The 20,458-nt window shown below is 63.8% G+C and carries 21 protein-coding genes; 13 read left to right on the forward strand and 8 right to left on the reverse strand.

Going from position 1 to position 20,458, the window contains the following annotated elements; genetic code table 11:
* Positions 1-62: 62 nt before the first annotated feature.
* From FJ954_RS29525 to FJ954_RS29535, 3 genes are all read right to left on the reverse strand, one after another.
* Positions 63-1,190: a sugar ABC transporter substrate-binding protein gene (locus FJ954_RS29525; RefSeq protein ID WP_015317115.1), complete on the reverse strand. Its 1,128-nt coding sequence runs from the start codon at positions 1,188-1,190 to the stop codon at positions 63-65.
* Positions 1,191-1,498: 308 nt separating this feature from the next.
* A complete protein-coding gene (locus FJ954_RS29530) occupies positions 1,499-2,527 on the reverse strand; it encodes a LacI family DNA-binding transcriptional regulator (protein WP_140665368.1) in 1,029 nt (342 codons plus the stop codon).
* A 159-nt stretch (positions 2,528-2,686) separates the two neighbouring features.
* The gene (locus tag FJ954_RS29535; protein ID WP_140665371.1) at positions 2,687-3,916 is read right to left on the reverse strand and encodes an MFS transporter; all 1,230 of its coding nucleotides are present in this window, start codon (positions 3,914-3,916) and stop codon (positions 2,687-2,689) included.
* Positions 3,917-4,087: 171 nt separating this feature from the next.
* Here FJ954_RS29535 and FJ954_RS29540 point away from each other — a divergent pair, with 171 nt between their 5' ends.
* Complete coding sequence (locus FJ954_RS29540; protein WP_015317112.1) at positions 4,088-4,378, forward strand: DUF3175 domain-containing protein; 291 nt, start codon at positions 4,088-4,090, stop codon at positions 4,376-4,378.
* A 95-nt stretch (positions 4,379-4,473) separates the two neighbouring features.
* Here FJ954_RS29540 and FJ954_RS29545 read toward each other — a convergent pair whose 3' ends face one another.
* From FJ954_RS29545 to FJ954_RS29555, 3 genes are all read right to left on the reverse strand, one after another.
* On the reverse strand, positions 4,474-4,917 hold the full coding sequence (locus FJ954_RS29545; RefSeq protein ID WP_023769571.1) for an SRPBCC family protein: 444 nt from the start codon (positions 4,915-4,917) through the stop codon (positions 4,474-4,476).
* Between the two features lie 154 nt (positions 4,918-5,071).
* Positions 5,072-5,848 carry a FadR/GntR family transcriptional regulator gene (locus FJ954_RS29550; protein ID WP_140665373.1) on the reverse strand — a complete coding sequence of 259 codons (777 nt, stop codon included), beginning with the start codon at positions 5,846-5,848 and terminating at the stop codon, positions 5,072-5,074.
* Positions 5,849-5,949: 101 nt separating this feature from the next.
* Entirely contained in the window at positions 5,950-6,846 is an 897-nt protein-coding gene (locus tag FJ954_RS29555) for an NAD(P)-dependent oxidoreductase (RefSeq protein WP_015317109.1), read from the reverse strand.
* A gap of 120 nt (positions 6,847-6,966) precedes the next feature.
* On the opposite strand from FJ954_RS29555, the gene FJ954_RS29560 reads away from it, so the two are divergent.
* Positions 6,967-7,905, forward strand: coding sequence for an NAD(P)-dependent oxidoreductase (locus FJ954_RS29560; RefSeq protein WP_140665376.1), 939 nt, complete (start codon positions 6,967-6,969; stop codon positions 7,903-7,905).
* 21 nt (positions 7,906-7,926) lie between these two features.
* Here the strand turns inward: FJ954_RS29560 and FJ954_RS29565 are convergent, their stop codons facing one another.
* Both FJ954_RS29565 and FJ954_RS29570 read right to left on the reverse strand, forming a co-directional pair.
* Positions 7,927-8,709, reverse strand: a complete 783-nt coding sequence (locus tag FJ954_RS29565) for a FadR/GntR family transcriptional regulator (RefSeq protein ID WP_140615498.1) — start codon at positions 8,707-8,709, stop codon at positions 7,927-7,929.
* A 187-nt stretch (positions 8,710-8,896) separates the two neighbouring features.
* Complete coding sequence (locus tag FJ954_RS29570) at positions 8,897-9,886, reverse strand: sugar-binding protein (protein WP_140615496.1); 990 nt, start codon at positions 9,884-9,886, stop codon at positions 8,897-8,899.
* Positions 9,887-10,335: 449 nt separating this feature from the next.
* On the opposite strand from FJ954_RS29570, the gene FJ954_RS29575 reads away from it, so the two are divergent.
* The 11 genes from FJ954_RS29575 (at position 10,336) to FJ954_RS29625 (ending at position 20,455) form a co-directional block, all read left to right on the forward strand.
* Positions 10,336-11,079 (forward strand): ATP-binding cassette domain-containing protein, encoded by a 744-nt coding sequence (locus FJ954_RS29575; protein WP_140615494.1) that lies wholly within the window; start codon positions 10,336-10,338, stop codon positions 11,077-11,079.
* A gap of 61 nt (positions 11,080-11,140) precedes the next feature.
* Complete coding sequence (locus FJ954_RS29580) at positions 11,141-12,139, forward strand: ABC transporter permease (RefSeq protein ID WP_015317104.1); 999 nt, start codon at positions 11,141-11,143, stop codon at positions 12,137-12,139.
* Positions 12,140-12,317: 178 nt separating this feature from the next.
* Positions 12,318-13,145 (forward strand): AraC family transcriptional regulator, encoded by an 828-nt coding sequence (locus FJ954_RS29585; protein WP_140615490.1) that lies wholly within the window; start codon positions 12,318-12,320, stop codon positions 13,143-13,145.
* A 114-nt stretch (positions 13,146-13,259) separates the two neighbouring features.
* Entirely contained in the window at positions 13,260-13,703 is a 444-nt protein-coding gene (locus tag FJ954_RS29590; protein WP_140665378.1) for an SRPBCC family protein, read from the forward strand.
* 21 nt (positions 13,704-13,724) lie between these two features.
* Positions 13,725-14,522, forward strand: coding sequence for an FAD binding domain-containing protein (locus tag FJ954_RS29595; RefSeq protein WP_140665381.1), 798 nt, complete (start codon positions 13,725-13,727; stop codon positions 14,520-14,522).
* Positions 14,523-14,579: 57 nt separating this feature from the next.
* A complete protein-coding gene (locus FJ954_RS29600) occupies positions 14,580-15,062 on the forward strand; it encodes a (2Fe-2S)-binding protein (RefSeq protein WP_140665384.1) in 483 nt (160 codons plus the stop codon).
* 10 nt (positions 15,063-15,072) lie between these two features.
* Positions 15,073-16,440 (forward strand): xanthine dehydrogenase family protein molybdopterin-binding subunit, encoded by a 1,368-nt coding sequence (locus tag FJ954_RS32320; RefSeq protein WP_140665386.1) that lies wholly within the window; start codon positions 15,073-15,075, stop codon positions 16,438-16,440.
* Position 16,441: 1 nt separating this feature from the next.
* Entirely contained in the window at positions 16,442-17,446 is a 1,005-nt protein-coding gene (locus tag FJ954_RS32325) for a molybdopterin cofactor-binding domain-containing protein (RefSeq protein WP_140665389.1), read from the forward strand.
* Between the two features lie 8 nt (positions 17,447-17,454).
* Positions 17,455-18,336 carry a MoxR family ATPase gene (locus FJ954_RS29615; RefSeq protein ID WP_140665392.1) on the forward strand — a complete coding sequence of 294 codons (882 nt, stop codon included), beginning with the start codon at positions 17,455-17,457 and terminating at the stop codon, positions 18,334-18,336.
* Positions 18,333-19,568, forward strand: coding sequence for a VWA domain-containing protein (locus FJ954_RS29620; RefSeq protein WP_246681169.1), 1,236 nt, complete (start codon positions 18,333-18,335; stop codon positions 19,566-19,568). Before FJ954_RS29615 ends, FJ954_RS29620 begins: the two co-directional genes overlap by 4 nt.
* Complete coding sequence (locus FJ954_RS29625; RefSeq protein ID WP_181177945.1) at positions 19,568-20,455, forward strand: amidohydrolase; 888 nt, start codon at positions 19,568-19,570, stop codon at positions 20,453-20,455. The genes FJ954_RS29620 and FJ954_RS29625 overlap by 1 nt, the downstream gene beginning before the upstream one ends.
* The last annotated feature ends 3 nt before the right edge of the window (positions 20,456-20,458 follow it).

Raw genomic sequence — 20,458 nt, forward strand, 5'->3', positions numbered from 1 at the left:
CGATTGTGGGATTGCAGGCTGGCGCCGCGGGATCAGCCGCGGCGCCAGACGATAGAAAGCGATTACTGGTTTTCCTTGGTCTGCCCCATGATTTCCTGGGCGCTGAAATTGATGCCGCAGGTCGGGAAGGAATTGCCGACGAAGAAATTGTCGGACTCCTTCGGGAAGTAATCCGTGCCTTCCTTCATGTCCGGATCCGTGGCGACGGCCAGAGGCAGCTTCACCTCCTGCGGCACCACTTCGCCTTCGAGTGCCGCGATCGCCGTCTTGATGGCGACGGCGACCTGGGCCGGGCCCGAGCCGGCGGAGGTGCACTTCAGGCCATCGGCCGAATGCGCCGCGCAGAACTTGCGGAAGCCGTTTTCGGTCTCGCCGCCGAACGGCACGAACGGATGCTTGGCGTCCATCATCGCCTGCACGATGCCGGTGTCGCCGCCCTGGCCGGTGATGCCGTCGAACGGACCGTTGGTGGCGATCGCATCGGCGGTCACTTTCTGCGCCACGCCGTCATCCCATTTGCCGGCGACTTCGGTCACATCCCACTTCTTGCCGGAGGCGTCGAACACCTCATGGATGCCGTTGTGGCGATCGGTGTCGACGGAGGTGCCGGCGACGCCGCGCACTTCCAGGATCTTGCCGCCATTCGGGATCTTGGCGACCAGCCACTTGGCCCACAGTTCGCCAAGTCCCTTCTGGTCGACATTGACGTTGATAGCGTCCTTGGTGTCGAGAATATTGTCGAAGGCGACCAGCACGATGCCGGCTTCCTTGGCGCGTTTGATGACCGGGCCGAAGGCGGTCGGGTTCTGCGCGTCGGTGACGATGGCGTCATAGCCGGAATCGATGAAGTTGTTGATCGCCGAAATCTGCGCCGGCACGTCCTCGCCCGTCGAGACGACCTTGAATTCCTTGATCTTTGCCTTCACGTCGGGCTGCGACGCATAGGCCTTGGCCGTCTGCACCATCTGGATGCGCCAGGTGTTGGCGATATAACCATTGGCGAAGGCGATGCGGAACGGACCTTCCTTCTTCGGAAATTTGAAGAACTTGGTGTTCGCGTCCCAGGGCGCGAAACAGTCGGCCTGGGCGGCGGGACCGGAGACGATCTCCGGGCCGGCGGCCATGGCCGCCGAATTGAGCATGACGAATGCGCTGGCAGCAACGATGCCGCCGACAAGTGACTTGATCATCGATAATCCTCCCGATTGCAGTTCCGATTTGTCGGTTCAGTTTTTATGCGATTTCGCACTCCCGGCTGGCACCTCCCGCCTTACCCAGTCACGCCTGCCAGATGCCGAAGACCTCCGCGATCCCACCCCTTACCGTCTCCTTCGATTGGGAAAAAGGTATCATATTATACATAATAAACAAGCATGAGCTGTTGCTTATGTATAATAAACAGGCCCAACATTTGAGTGGCGAAGCTCTCCAATGGAAAATGGTAGCGCTACCATGACGTTGTGTAAAGCGTCATTCGCGGGTGTTCTCGAAAGCGTGTTCAGCGGGCTGTGCTCTCGCGGCGCTTGAGCTCGAAGCCAAGGTCGACGACCCGCTGCCGCGGCCTGTCACCCGATATCGCCGCAAGCGCCATGGCCACCGCGCGCCTGCCGATTTCGTAGCGATGGGTGCGGATGCTGGTGATCGAGGGAAACGCCACCTGCATCATGTCGAGATCGTTGAAGCCGACAATGCCGATGGTCTTCGGCACCTCGATCGAGGCACGATGGCATTCGAACAGCACGCCGAGCGCGATGTCGTCATTGTTGCAGAACACGCCGTCGAGCGTCGGCATCTTGGCAAGCGCATCGCGGAAGAGTTCGCGGCCTAGCGGCACGCTGGACAGCACCGGCGTGGTGGTGATCAGGCGCGGGTCCGAGAGGCCGGCCTTCTCCATCGCCACCCGGTAACCAGCCAGGCGCCGCTGCGAGCGCGGGTCCATGCGTGCACCGATGAAGCCGATCCGGCGATACCCCGCCTCTATCAGGTGCTCGGTCGCCGTCCGGCCGCCATCGAGATGCGAGAAGCCGACCATCATGTCCACCGGATCGGGTCCGGTCTCCATCACCTGAACCACCGGGCAACCGGCATTCTCCAGGAGTTTTCGCGATGCGGGCGTCTGGTCGATGCCGGCAATGATGAGCGCGGCCGGGCGTTGCGAACCGAACAGCTGCAGCAGCCGCTCTTCCTCCAGTCCGGAATAGTGCGTGTTGCCGAGCTGGATGCGGAACGGGCTGTCCGACAGGCTGTCATAGATGCCGCGCACCACCTCGGCGAAGACGTTGTTGGTCAGCGAAGGCACCAGCACCCCGAACACTTCGGCGCGCGCCGAGGCCAATGCGCGCGCATTGGGGTCCGGCACATAGCCGAGTTCGTCGACGGCGGCCTGGATCTGACGGCGCAGCTCCTCGGAAACACGTGCCGGGTCGCGCAGCGCGCGTGAAACCGTGATGGCGCCGACGCCGGCCTTGCGTGCCACATCCGACAGGGTTGGGCGGCCACCGCCCCGGCGCGAACGCGGCTTGATCACGGCCTTGGCCCATGCGCATGGCCATCGAAGCGCGCCCGCAATGCGATCTTTCCAGCTGTCGCCATCTCACCGGCCTGTTGCCGCACCCATCCGCCTTGGCGTCGCCCAGTGACTGCCCGTTGTCAAGCCGAGCCACCGAATGGCCGCGCTTGGCCTTCCTCAGGCAGCGACGGCAGCCCTGTGCCTTGCCTTCCACATGAACAGTCCGATCGCCAATATGTTCAAGAGGTTCCAGGCGATGCCGTTCAGGAAAGCGGCGGCATAGGAGCCGGTCAGGTCGTAGATCCAACCCGACATCCAGCCGCCGATCGCCATGCCGAAAATCGTCGCCATCATCACGATGCCGATGCGCTGGCCGGCCTCCTTGGCGGGCAGGTATTCGCGCACGATGATCGCATAGCAAGGTACGATGCCGCCTTGCGACAGGCCGAAGACCAGCGACACGACATAGAGCGAGGCGAGCCCGTCGAACGGGATGTAGAACAGCAGCGACAGGCATTGCAGCACGGAGCCGATAAGCAAGGTTTTGACACCGCCGATCCGGTCGGCGACAAAACCCGAGGCAAGTCGGCTGACGACGCCCGCGGCCATCATGATCGACAGCATGTCGGCGCCATGCGCCATGCCGTAGCCAAGATCCATGCAATAGGCGACGATGTGCACTTGCGGCATCGACATCGCCACGCAGCAGCCCAGTCCCGCGACGACCAGCAGCATCTGCATCGCGGCCGGAGACATCGGCATCGGCTGCACGGGCCGGCTTCCGGCCGGGCCGGCGGCCGCCGCTTCCGGAGCGCCGCGGCGCAGCAAAAGCACCAGCGGCACCATGGTGACCAGGCAGAAAACGCCGATGGCGGCATAGGTGAAGCGCCAGCCTTCCGCCTTGATCAGCGTCGGCATGATGGTCGGCCAGATCGCTCCGGCGAGGTAGTTGCCGGCCGCGGCCGCGGTGACGGCGACTCCGCGCCGGCGATTGAACCAGTGCGATATATCGGCGATCAGCGGCCCGAAGATCACCGATGTGCCGAGACCGATCAGCACGCCCTGGGCAAGGGTGAATTGCAGGATCGAGGTCGACAGCGCCGCGAGCAGAAGGCCGGCGGAGAGCGCGATCGAGGAAAACAGTGCCGGAATCCAGTAACCCATACGGTCGATGGCGCGGCCGACCAGCACATTGCCGGCGGCAAAGCCGACCATGGTCGCGGTATAAGGCATGGATGCCGCGGCGCGGTCGACGCCGAACTCGGCCTGTACCGCAGGCAGCACCACGACAACGGCCCACATGCCGACCGCACCGATCGTCGCCAGCAGCATCGAGATGGCCAGGCGCATCCAGGCGTAGGAACTGTCGATACCGGGGCTGGGCCGGCTCAAGTCGGTTCGTGACAAAGGCGTTTCCTGTCGGCGGCCTCAACCGCTGCTGTTTTGGCCACTATCGACGCATTCTCGGCGCACAGCAGCGCCACGGCGGCCAAATCCGTGGCTCCAGGGAGGTACGAGCGCGGGAACCGGCGCCAGCATCTGGAGTTTCCGATCAATAACCCGCAAAGGAGTCCAGCCATGACCGCCACCAAGCAGAAATGGTCGGCCGAGGTGACCGAGCACAGCGATGCTATGGATCTCGAGGACCACGTGTTCGAATCCGACGACGCCAAGAAGATCGCCGCCTCGCTCAAGCGTTCGGCCGAACACAGCCACCGCCGCAAGGCCGAGCCCTTCCAGTCCGCCATGTCGATGCTGAATTTCTACATCAACAGGGCCGGAAAAAACCTGCCCGCGGCTCGCAAGAAGATCCTCGAGGACGCCAAGGACGAATTGCGTGCGGCATTCGGGCGGCCAAAAGAGGATTAGGCTTTCGCCGCCAATGGCTCCTCAAGCTTGTTCCTCACCCCATCAAAAACGAGGTGAGGAACCCGTTTATTACCGCTATCCAGCCGGTAGGCGCCCTATTGTCTGATCTCGGGTTCGACAAGCTTGGCCAGGTTGCGCAGCGACTCCTGCCAGCCGAGATAGCAGGCTTCGGCGGGAATGGCGTCTGGAATGCCGGCTTGTGTGATGTTCACTTCGGTGCCCACGGACACTTTCTTCAGCGTCACGGTCACCTGGATCTCGCCGGGCAGGTTGGGATCGTCGAACCTGTCGGTGTAGCGCAGGAGTTCGCCCGCGACGAGCTCGACATACTCACCGCCAAACGAATGGCTGTCGCCAGTGGTGAAGTTGCGGAACGACATCTTGAAGGTACCGCCGACCTTGCCCTCGAAGTGATGAACCGTGCAGGTGAAGCCGTTCGGCGGAAGCCATTTGGCAAGCGCATCGGCCTCGAGGAACGCGCGGTAGACCTTCTCCGGGCTGGTGGTCAGGACGCGGTGCAGACGTACGGTGCTGGGCATGTCGATACTCCTTCGTGGTCTCTGTTCGATGCCCCAAGGACGGGCACCACACAGCCGATCCGACACAGGCTTTTGAATTTTGTGCGATCCGGCCCCGAATTGCTTCGAGTTCCAAGGCGCGAACACCCGCGCCGAACGGCCGTGTCGCGGAAATCTATCGCGAACGGATGACGTTATCGGTATTGGCCAGCAGCTTGCGCACGGCATTGCGCGCCGCATCCGGCCGCTGGAGGCGGATGTTCTTTTCGATTGCCTCGTGCATCTTCTGGGCGAGCTGCAAATCGTCGAGCTCCCGGGTCGTGTAGGCAAACAGGTGGTCGAAGGCGGATTCGATCAGCACGCCGAGCGGCACCAGCAGATCATTGCCCGAGGCACGCAATATGGCGAGGTGGAAGCGGGTGTCGGCACGGGTCCGTTCCTGCAAGCTTTTCGCCTCTCCCATCTCCCGGCAGGCCTGGCTGATCTCGGCCATCTGCTCGTCGGTGCGCCGCATGGCGGCGAATGCGGTCGCTTCCGGCTCGATGATGTGGCGGAATTCCTGCACCGTTTTCAGGAAAACCTCGCGGTCGGGCGACGTCGCGTACCAGGCGAGCACATCGCGGTCGAGCAGGTTCCAGCGTTCCCTGGGTTCGACCCAGCTGCCGATCTTGGGGCGCGATGCGAGCAGGCTCTTGGCCATCAGCATCTTGATCGCCTCGCGCACCGCCGAGCGGCTGACGCTGAACGTCTCCGACCATTTGGCCTCATTGGGCAGGATGGTGCCGGGCGGATAATCGCCGCGCACGATCCTAAGCCCAATCTCGCTGGCCAGTGATGTGTGCACGCTGGAGCCCGGAATACGTGCCGCGTCGGCTCGCCGAACACCGGCCGGACGATCGGCGGCTACAGCCTTTTTCGGCGATTTTTCCCTGTTCGGCTTCGCGTCCCGCATGCATTCCAGAAAGGCCGGTTTAGGGAGGCTGTCAAGCGTGGTGCGGGCGCGGGGCCGCAAAGCCGGCCTCTATGCACAACCCAGCCGCGATTCCACCACGCTCAGGCGGTCTTGACGTATTTGCGCCAGCTGTGCTCCGGGCGGAAGCCGAGCATGTCGCGCGCCTTGCGGTTCGACAGCAGCGTCTCGTATTCACCGAGTTCGCCCTTGACCGGCACGTCGGGATAGAACCGCTTCAGGAGTTCGGCGGTCGGCAGATCGGACGAGGTGTCGTCATTGGCGGCATTGAACACCTGGTAGCCCAGCCCATCCTTCTCGACGGCACGCAGCGTGATCTGGCCAAGGTCCCGGGCATCGATGTAGCTCCAGGCGATACGCTTGCGAAAACCAGGATCGGCGAACCATTTCGGAAACAGCGAATACTCATGCGGCTCGATGACGTTGCCTATGCGCAAGGCATAGATATCCGTGCCATTGCGCTGCGCGAAAGCGCGCGCGGTCTTCTCGTTGACGATCTTTGACAGCGCATAGCTGTCCATCGGGTCGACGTCATAGTCCTCGTCGAGCGGGAAATACGCGGGATCGCGCGGCTCGTTGGCGAACACCAGGCCGTAGGTCGTCTCGCTGGAAGCGATGATCACCTTGCGGATGCCGAGCTTCACCGCCGCCTCGATGATGTTGTAGGTGCCCATTGCATTGATGCGGAACACCTCGTTGTCGGGCGTGATCATGATGCGTGGAATGGCAGCAAAATGCACCACGGCGTCCACTGGCTGCGGGCGTAGCGAGGGGTCGAATTCGTGCAGCCCCATATAGCTAGACAGCGCGTTGAACACCTGGCCGCTGTCGGTGATGTCGGTGATCAGCGTGCGCACCTTGGGATTGTCGAGCGGCCTGGTGTCGATGTTGAGCACCTGGCAACCCTGCTCCACCAGATATTGCACGACGTGGCGCCCAGCCTTGCCGCTGCCGCCGGTGAACATGATCCGCTTCGTCATTTCTGGTCTCCACGAAAGTCCTGGGATTTACGTGTATTGTCAGACAATATTGCTTTCTGCAACCGTCTATGGCTAAAACAGCGGCGACATTATCGATAATCACGGAACAGGACGGACAGCATGAACACGACCGCTACGGGTGAGAAGATCGGCTTTGTCGGCCTTGGATTGATGGGGCAGGGCATCGCCAAGAACATCGTCGACAAGGGATATTCCCTGACCTTCCTCGGCCGCAAGAACCGCAAACCGGCGGAGGATCTTCTCGGCCGAGGCGCTCGTGAGGCATCGACTTCCCGCGATGTGGCGGCGGCATCCGATATCGTCTTCATCTGCGTCACCGGCTCGCGCGAGGTGGAGGCGATCATTCGCGGTCCCGATGGCCTCAAGGAGGGTTTGAAGAGGGGGGCGGTCGTCGTCGACTGCTCGACATCGGATCCGGTCTCGACCGTGGCACTTGCCGCGGAACTCAAGGCGCTCGGCGTCGACTATGTCGACGCGCCGCTCAGCCGCACGCCGAAGGAAGCCTGGGAAGGCACGCTCGACGCCATGGTCGGCGCGCCCGATGCCGTCTTTGCCAGGGTCAAGCCGGTGATCGACACCTGGGCCGGCCGCATCGTGCATATCGGCGATACCGGAGACGGCCACCGCATGAAGCTGCTCAACAATTTCATCTCGCTGGGCTACGCCGCCCTCTATTCCGAGGCCCTGGCACTGGCGGAGAAGGTCGGCATCTCGCCGCCGCGTTTCGACAGCGTCATTCGCAACGGCCGCATGGATTGCGGCTTCTACCAGACCTTCATGCGCTGGACGCTGGAAGGCGACCGCGACGCCCACAAATTCACCATAGCCAATGCCTTCAAGGACCTGACTTATCTGGAATCGATGGCGGGTGCGGCCGGCATCGCCAATCCGCTCGGCAACGCCACCAAGAACGCCTTCGCCGGCGCTCACGCAACCGGCCCGGCCGAGCAGTTCGTGCCGATGCTGGCCACGCACATCGCCAAGGTCAATGGCATCGACCTGATGCCGACGAAGGATGGAAGGAAGCAGACGATCTGAGACCCGGACGGTCGGCTGGCCTTAGCGCCGGCCCCTTCCGATCCCCTCATCGGTGTCGGCAAGCAGCTTGTGCACGGCGTTGCGCGCCGCGGCTGGCCGCTGCAGGCGGATGCTTTTCTCGATCGCCTCGTGCAGTTTCTGTGCCCGCCGTTGATCGCCGACCTGGCGTGTGGTGAAGATGAAGAGATGGTCGAGCGCCGATTCGATCAACACGCCGAGCGGCACCAGAAGGTCGTTGCCCGAGGCCCGCAGGATGGCGAGGTGGAAGCGCGTGTCGGCACGGATGCGCTCGGGCAGGTTGGCCGCCTCGCCCATCTCCCGGCAGGCCAGGCTGATCTCGGCCATCTGCTCGTCGCTGCGCCGTATTGCGGCAAAGGCGGATGCTTCCGGTTCGATGATGTGGCGGAACTCCTGCACGGTGCGAAGGAACGCTTCGCGATCCGGCGCGGTCGCGTACCAGGCCAGCACGTCGCGGTCGAGCAGGTTCCAGCGCTCCTTCGGCTCGACCCAACTCCCGATCTTTGGCCGCGACGCCAGAAGGCTCTTGGCCATCAGCATCTTGATCGCCTCGCGCACCGCCGAACGGCTGACATTGAAGGTTTCGGCCCATTTGGCCTCATTGGGCAGGATGCTGCCAGGCGGATAGTCGCCGCGCACGATCCTGAGGCCAATCTCGCTGGCGAGCGAGGCATGGACGCTGGACCCGGGAAAGTGCGCCGCATCCACCCTGCGCATGGCTGCCGGGTCGTGGCTGGCTTGCGCCTTGGCCCGGCCGGCTTTTTTCTTTGCCTTCTCGTCCGGCATCCACGTTCCAATAGGTCGGCCGCCAGTCACCCGGATTGATCCAAACCCGCGCGGCGCACCGATCCCGTTGCCGAAAATCCAAACCACTGACGCGTCAAAGCCGGGCTCCGATTGCCCCAACCAAGGCGTCCTGTTGAAGAATTGGAGGAAACGGGGCGCTCGTTGGCGAGCGCCCCGAAATCGCGGCCTATTTCTGGATGCAGGTGTCGACCGTGTCCTTGGTGCATTCGTCGAGACCGGTGAAGACCGGATCGTCAACCTTCTTGCCTTCGACCAGGTCGATCATCACCGATGGTGCCTTGTACCCCATTTCGAAGGGCCGCTGGCCGACCAGAGCGGTGACAAGGCCGTCCCTGGCGATGGCCACCTCGTCGCCGATCGTGTCGGCGGCGCCGATGACGAAGTCGTTCTTGGCCAGCCGGTCCTTGAGCGGTCCGACCAGGTCGCGGTAGGGCTGCGGCGCGCCGAACAGCGGCCAGCCGCCCATGATGCCGAACGCGTCGAGCTTGGGATTGGCGGCGAGGATGTCGGTCATCGCCTGAACGCCCTTGGCTCCGTCGTCATTGGTGAATACCGGGCAGCCGGCGACTTCCGTCCAGCCGCCTTCGCCGGCAAGTGCCGTGAGGCCTTCCTTGCCCGTCAGCGCGTCGCGCATGCCTTGCGCGCGACGCAAGATGTTGTCGGCCGCCGGATTGCCCTCGATGGTGCAGATCGTGCCACCATTCGGCTTGGCCTTCTTGATGTACTCGCCGATCTTCTTGCCCATCAGGTAGTTGTCGGTGCCGAGATAGGTCTTGCGCAGTGCCGCGTCTTCCTTGGCGAGGTCGGCGTCGACGGTCATGATCGGGATCGACGGATTGGCGCTCTTGATCGTCTGTGCGATCAGTGGCGCGTTGGACGGCGAGATCGCCATCGCCACCGTGTCGGCCTTGCTCAGCATATCCTGCACGATCTGCGCCTCGCCGGCTTCGTCGGAAGTCGATGCCGGGCCGGTGTAGAAGCATTCATATTCCGAGCTGGCGTTTTCCTTGTTCCATTTCTCGCAGCCCTGGTGGATGGCTTCGAAGAATGGATTGTCGAGACCTTTCACCACGATGACGAGCTGCTTCTTGGCCAAAGCCGGCCCGGCGCCCAACGCCATGGCGGCGACGGCGGCGAGCAATACTGTTTTCCTCATGTCAGTCCTCCCTTTGCAACCAGACGGACACGGCGTGCCCGCCACACAAACCAGCCGGGATGCGAGATGACTGAGACGCATGCGCCCAATCAATCCGGCCAGGCCGATAAGCATTTTCAGATACGACCCTCCCAGCGACGACGCTGCACGATCGCCAAAACCTTCTTGCCGTTGGCGCCGCCGATGGCGTCGTCAAAGCCGGCATGTCTTCCTCCGACGCTCAACTAATAACGGCTTGCCGCCAACGTCAATGCTATTTGTCCTACAAAACTGATTTTTCAAATTCCGCACGGCACTATTCGTCTGACAATTGCCCGTTCGACAATTGACGCCCGCGATGCCATTCGCGTAAATGACCGCATCGCTGCCCCCGGGAGGAGCTGGGGAAAGCCAATGGAAGCTGTCGCCTGTCCGCGTGCGGATGGGCCAGGCATGGGAGGCAAAGACGGGTGGCGGTTCTCGAACTCACCAACATCTCGAAGCATTTCGGCGCCATCCAGGCGGTCAACGACGTGTCGTTGTCGATCGAGCCCGGGGAGGTCGTGGGCCTGATGGGCGACAACGGCGCCGGCAAGTCGACGCTGGTCAAGATGATCGCGGGCAATTTCCGCCCGAGCCATGGCACGATGCGCATGGACGACAAGGAACTCATCCTGCACAAGCCGGTCGAGGCCCGCCAGCACGGCATCGAGATCGTCCACCAGGACCTGGCGCTCTGCAACAATCTGACGGCGGCGGCCAATGTCTATCTCGGCCGCGAACTGCGCCGTGGCGTCGGCCCGTTCCGCATCCTCGACTATGCGGCGATGTACAAGCGCGCCGGCCATATCTTCGCCGAGCTGAAATCCGAGACGCGCCCGCGCGATCTCGTCAAGCAGATGTCGGGCGGACAGCGCCAGGCCGTGGCGATCGCCCGCACCATGCTGTCGCAGGCCAAGATCGTGCTGATGGACGAGCCGACGGCGGCGATCTCGGTGCGGCAGGTCGCCGAAGTGCTCAACCTCATCCGCAACCTGCGTAACCAGGGCATCGCCGTGGTGCTGATCAGCCACCGCATGCCCGACGTCTTCGACGTCGCGGACCGCGTCATCGTGATGCGGCGCGGCAGGAAGGTCGCCGACAAGGCGATCGCGTCGAGCTCGCCCGAGGAAGTCACCGGGCTGATCACCGGCGCCATCGAGCAGGCGGCGTGAGAGGGATAAAACCGGGTTTCATTGCGCTGGCGCGTTTCGCTGCCGGCAGGAAAGGTCGATAATGGCAGTCACCCTTGACCAGACGATCGCGCAGAAGCAGCACACTTTCCTGTCGCGCCTGTTCTCCAGCCAGACTTTCTGGGTGGTGGTCGCCGTCATCCTGGCCTGCATCTTCCTGTCCTTCGCCACCGATGCCTTCGCCACCTCGAAGAACCTCTACAACATCACCCGCAACATCACCTTCGTCGCCATCGTGGCGCTCGGCATGACCTTCGTCATCATCACCGGTGGCATCGACCTGTCGGTCGGCTCTGTGCTGTGCCTGTGCTCGATGGTGCTGGCCGTCACCATGCATGCCGGCTATTCGATCGAGATCGGCATTCTGGCCTCGATCGCCACCGCGCTCGTCATCGGCGCCTTCAACGGCATTTTTATCGCCTATCTGGGCTTTCCGCCCTTCGTGGTGACGCTCGGCATGCTGTCGATCGCCCGCAGCCTCGCCATGGTCGCCTCCAACAACACCGTCGTCTTCCAGTTCGGCCCGGACCACGACAAGCTTCTGGCACTCGGCGGCGGCGCCTGGGTGTTCGGCATCGCCAATCCGGTGCTCTACACGATCCTTTTGGCCCTGATCACCGGCTTCGTCCTGCGCTGGACGAAGTTCGGCCGGCATATCTTCGCCATTGGCGGCAACGAGCACGCCGCGACGCTGACCGGCGTGCCGGTGCGCCAGATCAAGGTCGCCGTCTACATGATCTCGGCGCTGTCGGCCGGCATTGCCGGCATCATCGAAACCGGCTGGCTCGGCGCTGTCACCACCAATCTCGGCAACGGCATGGAACTGCAAGTGATCGCCGCCACCGTCATCGGCGGCGCCAATTTGGCCGGCGGCGTCGGCACCGCCTTTGGCGCCATCGTCGGTGCCGCCCTCATCGAGGTGATCCGCAACAGCCTTGGCCTGCTCGGCATCAACGCCTTCTGGCAGGGCACCTTCATCGGCGGCGCCATCCTGCTGGCGGTTCTGTTCGACCGCATCCGCAATTTCAGGCGCAGCGATTGAGGGGCTCTTCGCCGTCGAAGCGCTATTCGTTCTGATCCTATCGCTCAGTCTGAAAATCGGCCGAAGCCAACCTCCATTGGTAGCGGCCAACAGCCGATGCCTTGACGGATGCCGAAAACCGGCCGCACAATCCTCCCTGCAAGCGAAGGGAGGCCAGTCGCTTGCGGGAGGATATGCCATGACGGAAGCGATCAGGCTCTACTGGGGCCGGTTCGGACATGTTTCTGTCCTGAATGTCGCGAGCGACTTCGTCACCCATGCCCATGTCGAGGCGCATCTGATCATCTGGCTCGAAGGCACCGCCGGCGAGATGACCATCGGCCGCGAGACGGTCCGCCTCGGCCCTCGCACCGCCGCCGGCATCAATTCCTTCCAGCCCCACAGCCATGTCCTGGCGCAAAACGGGACGCCCGGTCTGTTTCTCGCCTTCTACATCGATCCCGACTGGGCCCGCCGCAGGCGCGACCTGCCATCCAGCGCGCCGCTGTTTTCGCGGGCGGCGATCGCGCTCGAGCCTTGGCTGCACCAGGCGGCCGCCAGCCTGCTCGACCATCTCACCGACAATGAGAGCGTCGACGATGTCGCCAATTACGAGATCGAGCGCTTCATCGACTCGGTGCTCGATGCCGCCGACGCGTCGGCGCCGCAGGAAGCGCGCGGCCGCATAAACACCGTGCAGGATTTCCGCGTTCGCAAGGCGATCCAGCTGATGAAGGCCAATGTCTGCGAACGCATCTCCTTCGACGACGTTGCCCGCGCCGTTGGTCTTTCGCGGCCGCATTTCTTCGCCTTGTTCAAGGAACAGACCAACCTCACGCCCAACGTCTATTGGAACACGCTGCGTATGGAGGAAGCGGTGCGGCAGTTGCAATGGTCGCGGGAGCCGCTGATCTCGGTCGCCTGCAATCTCGGCTTCACCACGCAAGGCAATTTCTCGCGCTTCTTCCGTGACCATGTCGGCGTGCCGCCGACGCTCTACCGCGAGGCCGCGCGGGCAATGGCCTGAGCCGGCAGCCATCTGTTTTTCAGACTGGTTGATAGATGCTCAAGACGCATTGATAAGCGCTGTGCGCGCTAGCGCCCTACCCTTGCCGCAACGAAATTCGCAAGGGAACATCATATGCCCAAAGTCACCATTTCCAGCGTGATCGACGCACCGGTCGAAAAGGTTTGGGCGCGCATACGCGACTTCAACGGGTTGCCGGATTGGCATCCACGCATGGTCGAGAGCCATATCGAGGACGGAAAGGATGCCAGCACGATCGGCTGCGTGCGCAACTTCCAGCTGGCCAGCGGTGCCCGCCTGCGCGAAAAACTGCTCGACTTCTCCGATGACGATTTCCTCGTCAGCTATTCCATCCTGGAAACGCCGCAGCCCCTCACCAACCACAGGGCTACGCTGCAATTGCGGCGCGTCACCGATGGCGACCGCACCTATGCCGAATGGACCGCCAGCTTCGACGCAGCACCCGAAGAAGCCGACAAGCTGGCCGAGGGCATGGGCGCGAACGTCTTCCAGGGCGGCTTCAATGCATTGAAGAGCCATTTCGCCGAGCAAGGCTGAGCCAAACCACGGGAGCGCGCCATGGCGCTGGCATTGCAGACATTCTCGACCGTGAAGGACGCCAATGCGGCGCTGACGATCGCTGGCACACGCTATCTCGGCGGCGGCACGCTTGTGGTTCGAGCCGCCAATGAAGGCGATATCTCCGTCTCCACTCTTGTCCGCGCCTCCGACCCGGCCCTATCGGGCATCGCCCTGTCCGGCGGCAAGGTGCGCATCGGCGCTTCGGTGACCATGGCGGAGATCGCCCGCCATCCGGAACTCGGTACCCTGGCCAAGGCCGCCCGCGTCGTCGGCGGCCCGGCGATCCGCAACATGGCGACCGTCGGCGGCAATCTGTTCGCGCCGGCGCCCTATGGCGATTTCGCCGTGGCCCTGCTGGCGCTCGACGCAACGGTCGCTACGAATGACGGCGAAAGCCCCATCGAGACCTTCCTGGCCGCACGGGACGACAGCCGCGCCATCGCCACGTCGGTGGGTTTCACGCTTCCGAAGCCCGACAGCTTCCGCTTCCTCAAAGTGTCGCGGGTCAAGCCCAAGGGGGTCTCGGTGCTGAGCATCGCCATCGTTCTGGAACAGGCTGGAGACGGGACCGTGTCCTCGGCGCGGGTCGCGCTCGGCTGCATGGCCGATCGGCCGATGCGTGCCAAGGCAGCGGAAAAAGCGCTGCTCGGGAGGACGCTCGACCCGGATGGCATCGCACCGGCGCTGGCCGCCGCGGCTGAAGGCATCTCGCCCATCACCGACCCGATCGCCAGCGCCTGGTATCGCGCCGAGGTGCTGCCGGTGCATCTCGGCCGGCTGCTGCTGACCGAATAAAACCCGTGGGAGGGCGCGCGTCTGTCCGCTCCTCGGGCAGGCGCGCAAGGAGGAAGAATGGCAAAGGTCCCGGTTCAATTCACGCTCAACGGCTCCGAAAAAGCCGAATTCATAGAAAGCGGCACGACGCTGCTCAATGCCTTGCGCGACAAGATCGGCGACACCTCGCCGAAGGGCGGCTGCCACCAAGGCACGTGCGGCGCCTGCTCCGTCATCATCGACGGCGAGTTGAGGCTCTCCTGCCTGACGCTGGCCGAGACCTGCAACGGTGCAACGATCACGACCACATCGGGCCTCGCCGAAGGCGGTGTGCTGCATCCGCTGCAGCATGCCTTCCTCGACGCCTTCGCCACGCAATGCGGCTTCTGCACGCCGGGCATGATCATGGCGGCCAAGGTGCTGCTCGACCACTCGCCCAATCCCAGCCGCGACGATGTCGTCGAAGCGCTGTCGGGCAACATCTGCCGCTGCACCGGCTACGAGCCGATCATCCAGGCGGTGCTCACCGCCGCGCGCGCCAACTCGCAGAACGCGGCCTGAGGGAAACAAGATGGAACTGCGCAAAAGCTATTTCTCGGACGTTCGCAAGGATGACCTCAACGAGATCGGTCAACCGCGGCCACGCTCGGATTCGCCAGGCCACGTCACCGGCAAGACCGCCTATTTCGCCGACCGCAACTTTCCCGGCATGCTGCATTTGAAGATGGTGCGCAGCCCTCATCACCATGCCCGCATCCGCTCGATCGACACGTCGGAGGCCGAAAAACATCCGGGCGTGGTCAAGGTGCTGACGGCCAGGGACGTGCCGCACAATGTCTACACGATCCTGATCCTGATCCAGGTCGGACCGGAAGACGAGACGGTCCTGGCCGACGGCAAGGTGCGCTGGAAGGGCGAGGCCGTGGTGGCGGTGTTGGCCGAAACCGAGCGTGCCGCCCAGGAGGCCGCCGCCAAGGTCAAGGTCGATTATGAAGTGCTGCCCGCCGTGTTCAACATGGAGGAAGCGCTGAAGCCCGGCGCGCCCATCGTCAACGAATATCACGGCCAGAACCATTACCTCTATGACAGCGGCGCGTGCCGCAAGGTGCGCTTCGGCGATGTCGAGGCGGGCTTTGCCGAGGCCGATCACGTGCTGGAGCAAAGCTATCAGTCCTCGCCCATCGAGCACGCGCCGACCGAGACCACCGGCTGCGTGGTGGCGCCCGAGGGCAATGACCGCTTCACCTGCTACACCAACACGCAGGCGATGTTCTTCACCCTCGACAACACCTCGATCATCCTGCAGATGCCGGGCAGCAAGCTGCATTTTGTCGGCGGCACGGTCGGCGGCGGTTTCGGCGGCAAGGTCGATGTCATCGTCGAACCGATCGCCATCCTCGGCGCAAAACTAACCGGGCGACCAGTCTGTTTTATCTACAGCCGCGAGGAGGAGATGCAGATCTCCTCGCCCCGCGCGGCCGAAAAAGTCGTCATCAAGGACGGCGTCATGAACGATGGCCGCATCGTCGCACGGAAGGTCACCGGCTACACCGATGCCGGTGCCTACTCCCGCCACTCGCCCTATGGCGCGCAGAAGGGCGCCGGGCACTATCCCGGTCCCTACACCATCCCCAACGTCTGGATCGACACCTACTGCGTCTACACCAATCGCACGCCGTCGTCGGCCATGCGCGGCTTCGGCGTCACCATCGGCGATTTCGCGCTGGAGGTGCAGATGGACAAGCTGGCGCGGCTGATCGGCATGGATCCACTCGAATTCCGCTTCATCAATGCCTATCGCGACGGCGACATGAAGGCGCATCGCCAGCCGACCGAGGGCGCGGCACTCATCGAATGCATGCAGGAAGCCTCGCGCGCCGCCCACTGGCCGGTGGCGGAGAAATACATGGCGATGTCCTCGTACAAGAACGGAGCTTGAGATGGCGATCAGGCGTGGACGCGGCGTCGCCGCGATCAACTATCCCACCGGCATGAACCTTGGCGGCGACCCGACCCAGGCGCTGGTGCATTCGACCCCGACCGGCAATTTCATGGTCACGCTTTCCAGCGTCGATCTCGGCCAGGGCATGAAGCAGATCATGGCGCAGATCTGCGCCGAGACGATCGGCGTGCCGACCGACCGCGTCGTCGTCGACACCGCCGACACCGACACCGGCCCGCACTGCATGGGCACGTTTGCCTCGCGCGGCACCCACCGCGCCGGCAACGCGGTTATCCAGGCCGCCAGGGAAGCCCGCCAGGTGATGCTTGAAGTGGCGGCCGAGGAACTGGAAGTGAATGCCTCGGACCTCGAAACCGACGGCCAGGGCAACATACTGGTCAAGGGCGCGCCGCAGAGATCGATCTCGATCTTCGATGTCGCCCTGTCGGCGCATTTCAAGCGCGGCCGCTCGATCTCAGGCCGTGGCATGTTTTTGATCCCGCGCTCCCATCCGGAGAAGGAGACCGGCGCGATGAAGCCGTCGACCTGCTACGCGCATGCCTGCACGGTGGCCGAGGTGGAAGTCGACGACGAAACCGGCGAGGTCACGGTGCTGACGGTCAAGAACGTCTTCGAGATCGGCCGCGCGTTGAATCCTAAAATGGTCGAGCAGCAACTGGTCGGCGGCTCGTGGATGGGCATCAGCCATGCGCTCTACGAGACGACCGAGCCCTACTACCCTAACCGCGACCATGGCGGCACCGACTTCAACCAGTATCTGATGCCTGGTCCCGGCGACCTCGCCGAAACCGAAATCATCGTGCTGGAGCGGCCTTCGGCAGATGGCCCCTATGGCGCCAAGGGACCGGGCGAAATGTGCGCCAACCCCCAAATCCCGGCGGTCGCCAACGCCGTCTTCGATGCGGTCGGCGTGCGTATCGACACGCTGCCGATCACGCCGGAACGCATTTTGCGCGCGCTCAAGGCGCAAGCCGCGAACTGAGGACCGACATGCCCGAGGGAAACGCCGAAACGCTCGCGACCTCGCCGGAGGCAGTGGCCGAGCGCCTCGCCGCCTCGCGCTATCTGGCCGACGACAGCCTCGCCACCGCGATCTTCCTGGCGATCCGGCTGGGCAAGCCACTGCTGCTCGAAGGCGCGCCGGGCGTCGGCAAGACGGAAGCCGCCAAGGCGATGGCCGAGCTGCTCGGCCGCGATCTGGTGCGCCTGCAATGCTATGAAGGCATCGACGCGGCGCATGCGCTCTATGAGTGGAACTATCAGCGCCAACTGCTCGCCATCCGCCATGCCGGCGAGCACGAGATCGACATCTATGATGACCGTTTCCTGATTGCCCGGCCGCTGCTGCAGGTGTTGAAGGCGCCGCGGCAGCGTATTTTGCTGGTCGATGAGATCGATCGCTCGGATCATGAATTCGAGGCGCTGCTGCTGGAATTCCTGTCCGACTTCCAGATCAGCATCCCCGAGCGCGGCACCATCCGTGCCGCCGCTCAGCCGATCGTCATCCTGACTTCGAACCGCACCCGTGAACTCGCCGAGGCGCTGCGCCGCCGCTGCGTCTATCACTGGATCGGCTACCCCGACGCCGAACGCGAGGCCGCCATCATCATGCTGCGTGCTGGCGATGTCGCGGAGGCTACCGCGCGCGCGGTGGCGGCCGCCGTGCAGACCATCCGCGCCCGTCCGCTCGCCAAGCCGCCCGGCATCGCCGAGGCCGTCGAATGGGCCAATGCCGCGACGATCCTGGAAAAGGGCGGCAGCCCGTGGCCGGAAGCCTTCCGCCGCGCCATCGGCGTATTGATCAAGGACGAGGAAGACCTTTCCTACATCGCCCCCGAGCTTGGCCGCATCGTCGAGGAGGCGCTGGCGTGAGCCGCGACCTCGACAATCCCTTCTCCCCGTTCACGGGGAGAAGGTGCCCCGAAGGGGCGGATGAGGGGCGGCGCGGGCCGGCATCCTCTCCCCGTAAACGGGGCGAGGAGAGCGTACCTCCCGCTGCGGCGCCCTTGCTCGGCTTCGCCCGCCTGCTGCGTCGCTACGGCTTTGCCATAGCCCCCGAACAAGTCTCCGGCTTCATGCAAGCGGTAACCTTGCTCGGGCCCCGTTCGATGGCCGATATCCGTGAGGCAGCGCTGGCCACCCTGGCGCCGCCACCTGACCGCCGCGACGAATTCGAGGCGCATTTCCAAAGCCATTTTTACGGCAACACATCAGCCGTGGTGGAAGGCGACAGCGACGAGGAAACCCGCGTCAAGGATGATGGCGGCGCCGACGACGAGCGGATCGAAGCCGAGCAGCGACAGGAAGGCGGCGAGCTATCCTCGGCGATCGAACAGTTGAGCAGCCGCGACTTCCAGCGAGACGACGACAGGCTGGCTGTCTTTCGCCGCCAACTGTCGAGCGCGCTGCCTGCGCGCCGCTCCTTCCGCACCGTGCGCACGCCTTCGCGCGGCAAGCTCGACCTGCGCCGCTCGCTCAGGGAAATCGTCAGCGCCGATGGCGATGTCCCCTCGCCGCTGCTGCGCCGCCGCCAGACCGTGCCGCGCAAACTGCTGATCCTGATCGACGTGTCCGGCTCGATGAAGCTGCACACGTCGGATTATTTGAAGCTCGCGCATGCCGCCGTGCAAGGCGCTGACCGGGCAGAAATCTTCACCTTCGGCACGCGTCTGACCCGCATCACGTCAGCGCTGCGGATCCGCGACAGCGACCAGGCGTTGGCGCGCGCGGCAGCCCAGGTCGACGACTGGGACGGCGGCACCCGCATGGGGCCAACGCTGCGTGCCTTCCTCTCCGTGCCGCGTTTTTCCGCCTTCGCACGTGGTGCGGCGGTGATCATCCTGTCCGACGCGCTGGAGCGCGGCGGCCATGCCGAACTGGAGACGGCGATGCGCCGGCTGAGCGCCCGCGCGTTCCGGCTGTCGTTGGCGACACCTTTGGCCGGCGACCCGCGCTTCCAGCCGGCAACGGCGGCACTTCGCGCCATCCTGCCTGACCTGGACGATCTGGTCGACGGCTCGTCGCTCGCCGGCCTCACCGATTTCATCCTGTCGCTCGCCCGCCCTGCCCCACGGGCGGCGACAATCTGGAAAAGGGTATCGTGATGCAGAAAGCCATCGACGCGCATTTCCACATCTGGCGCCAGCAGGACCAGCCCTGGCTGGTCGGGCCGATGGTGCCGCGCATCTTCGGCCCCTACGAGCCGATCCGCCGCGACTACCCGATCGAGGAGTTTCTCGCCGACCAGCAAGGTTCCGGCGTCGAGAAAGCGGTCTACGTCCAGACCAACTGGGCGAAGGAGGACTTCGAAAAGGAAGTCGCCTTCCTGCAGAAAACGGCTGATGAAGCCGGATGGCCGCACGCCATCGTCGGCTACACCGACATGACGGTGGACGATATCAGACCCCAGATCGACCGCTTGAAAAAATATCCGCTGCTGCGCGGCGTGCGCATGCAGTTGCATTGGCACGAGACCCCGGCCTTCCGCTTCGCCACTGGCCCCGATCAGGTGATCGATCCCAGGGTACGAGCCAATGTGGCGCGGCTGAAGGATTATGACCTGTCCTTCGACCTGCAGCTCTTTCCCGCCCAGATGAAAGACGGGTTGACGCTGGTCGGAGAAAATCCAGAGACCAATTTCATCCTCACCCACGCCGGCATGCTGACCGGCATGGATCAGGAAACCGCCGAAGACTGGAAGGCTGGGCTGCGCACGCTGTCGGCGGCGCCGAACGTCTACGCCAAGCTGTCTGGCCTCGGCACTTTCGTCCACCGCAACGACCCGACGCTGATTGCCTATATCGTCGACAACGCGATCGAGATATTGGGCGCGGATCACCTGATGTTCGGTTCCAACTTCCCCATCGAGAAGTTGTGGACGAGCCACGCCGAACTGATCAAGGCCCACCGCGCGGCTGTAGCGAAGCACGGTCCGGCGGCCGAGGCTGATATCTTCTGGAATACGGCGGAGCGGATCTACCGGCCGGCTTGACCG

The sequence above is a fragment of the Mesorhizobium sp. B2-3-15 genome (assembly GCF_006442875.1).
Taxonomy (GTDB): Bacteria; Pseudomonadota; Alphaproteobacteria; order Rhizobiales; family Rhizobiaceae; genus Mesorhizobium; species Mesorhizobium australicum.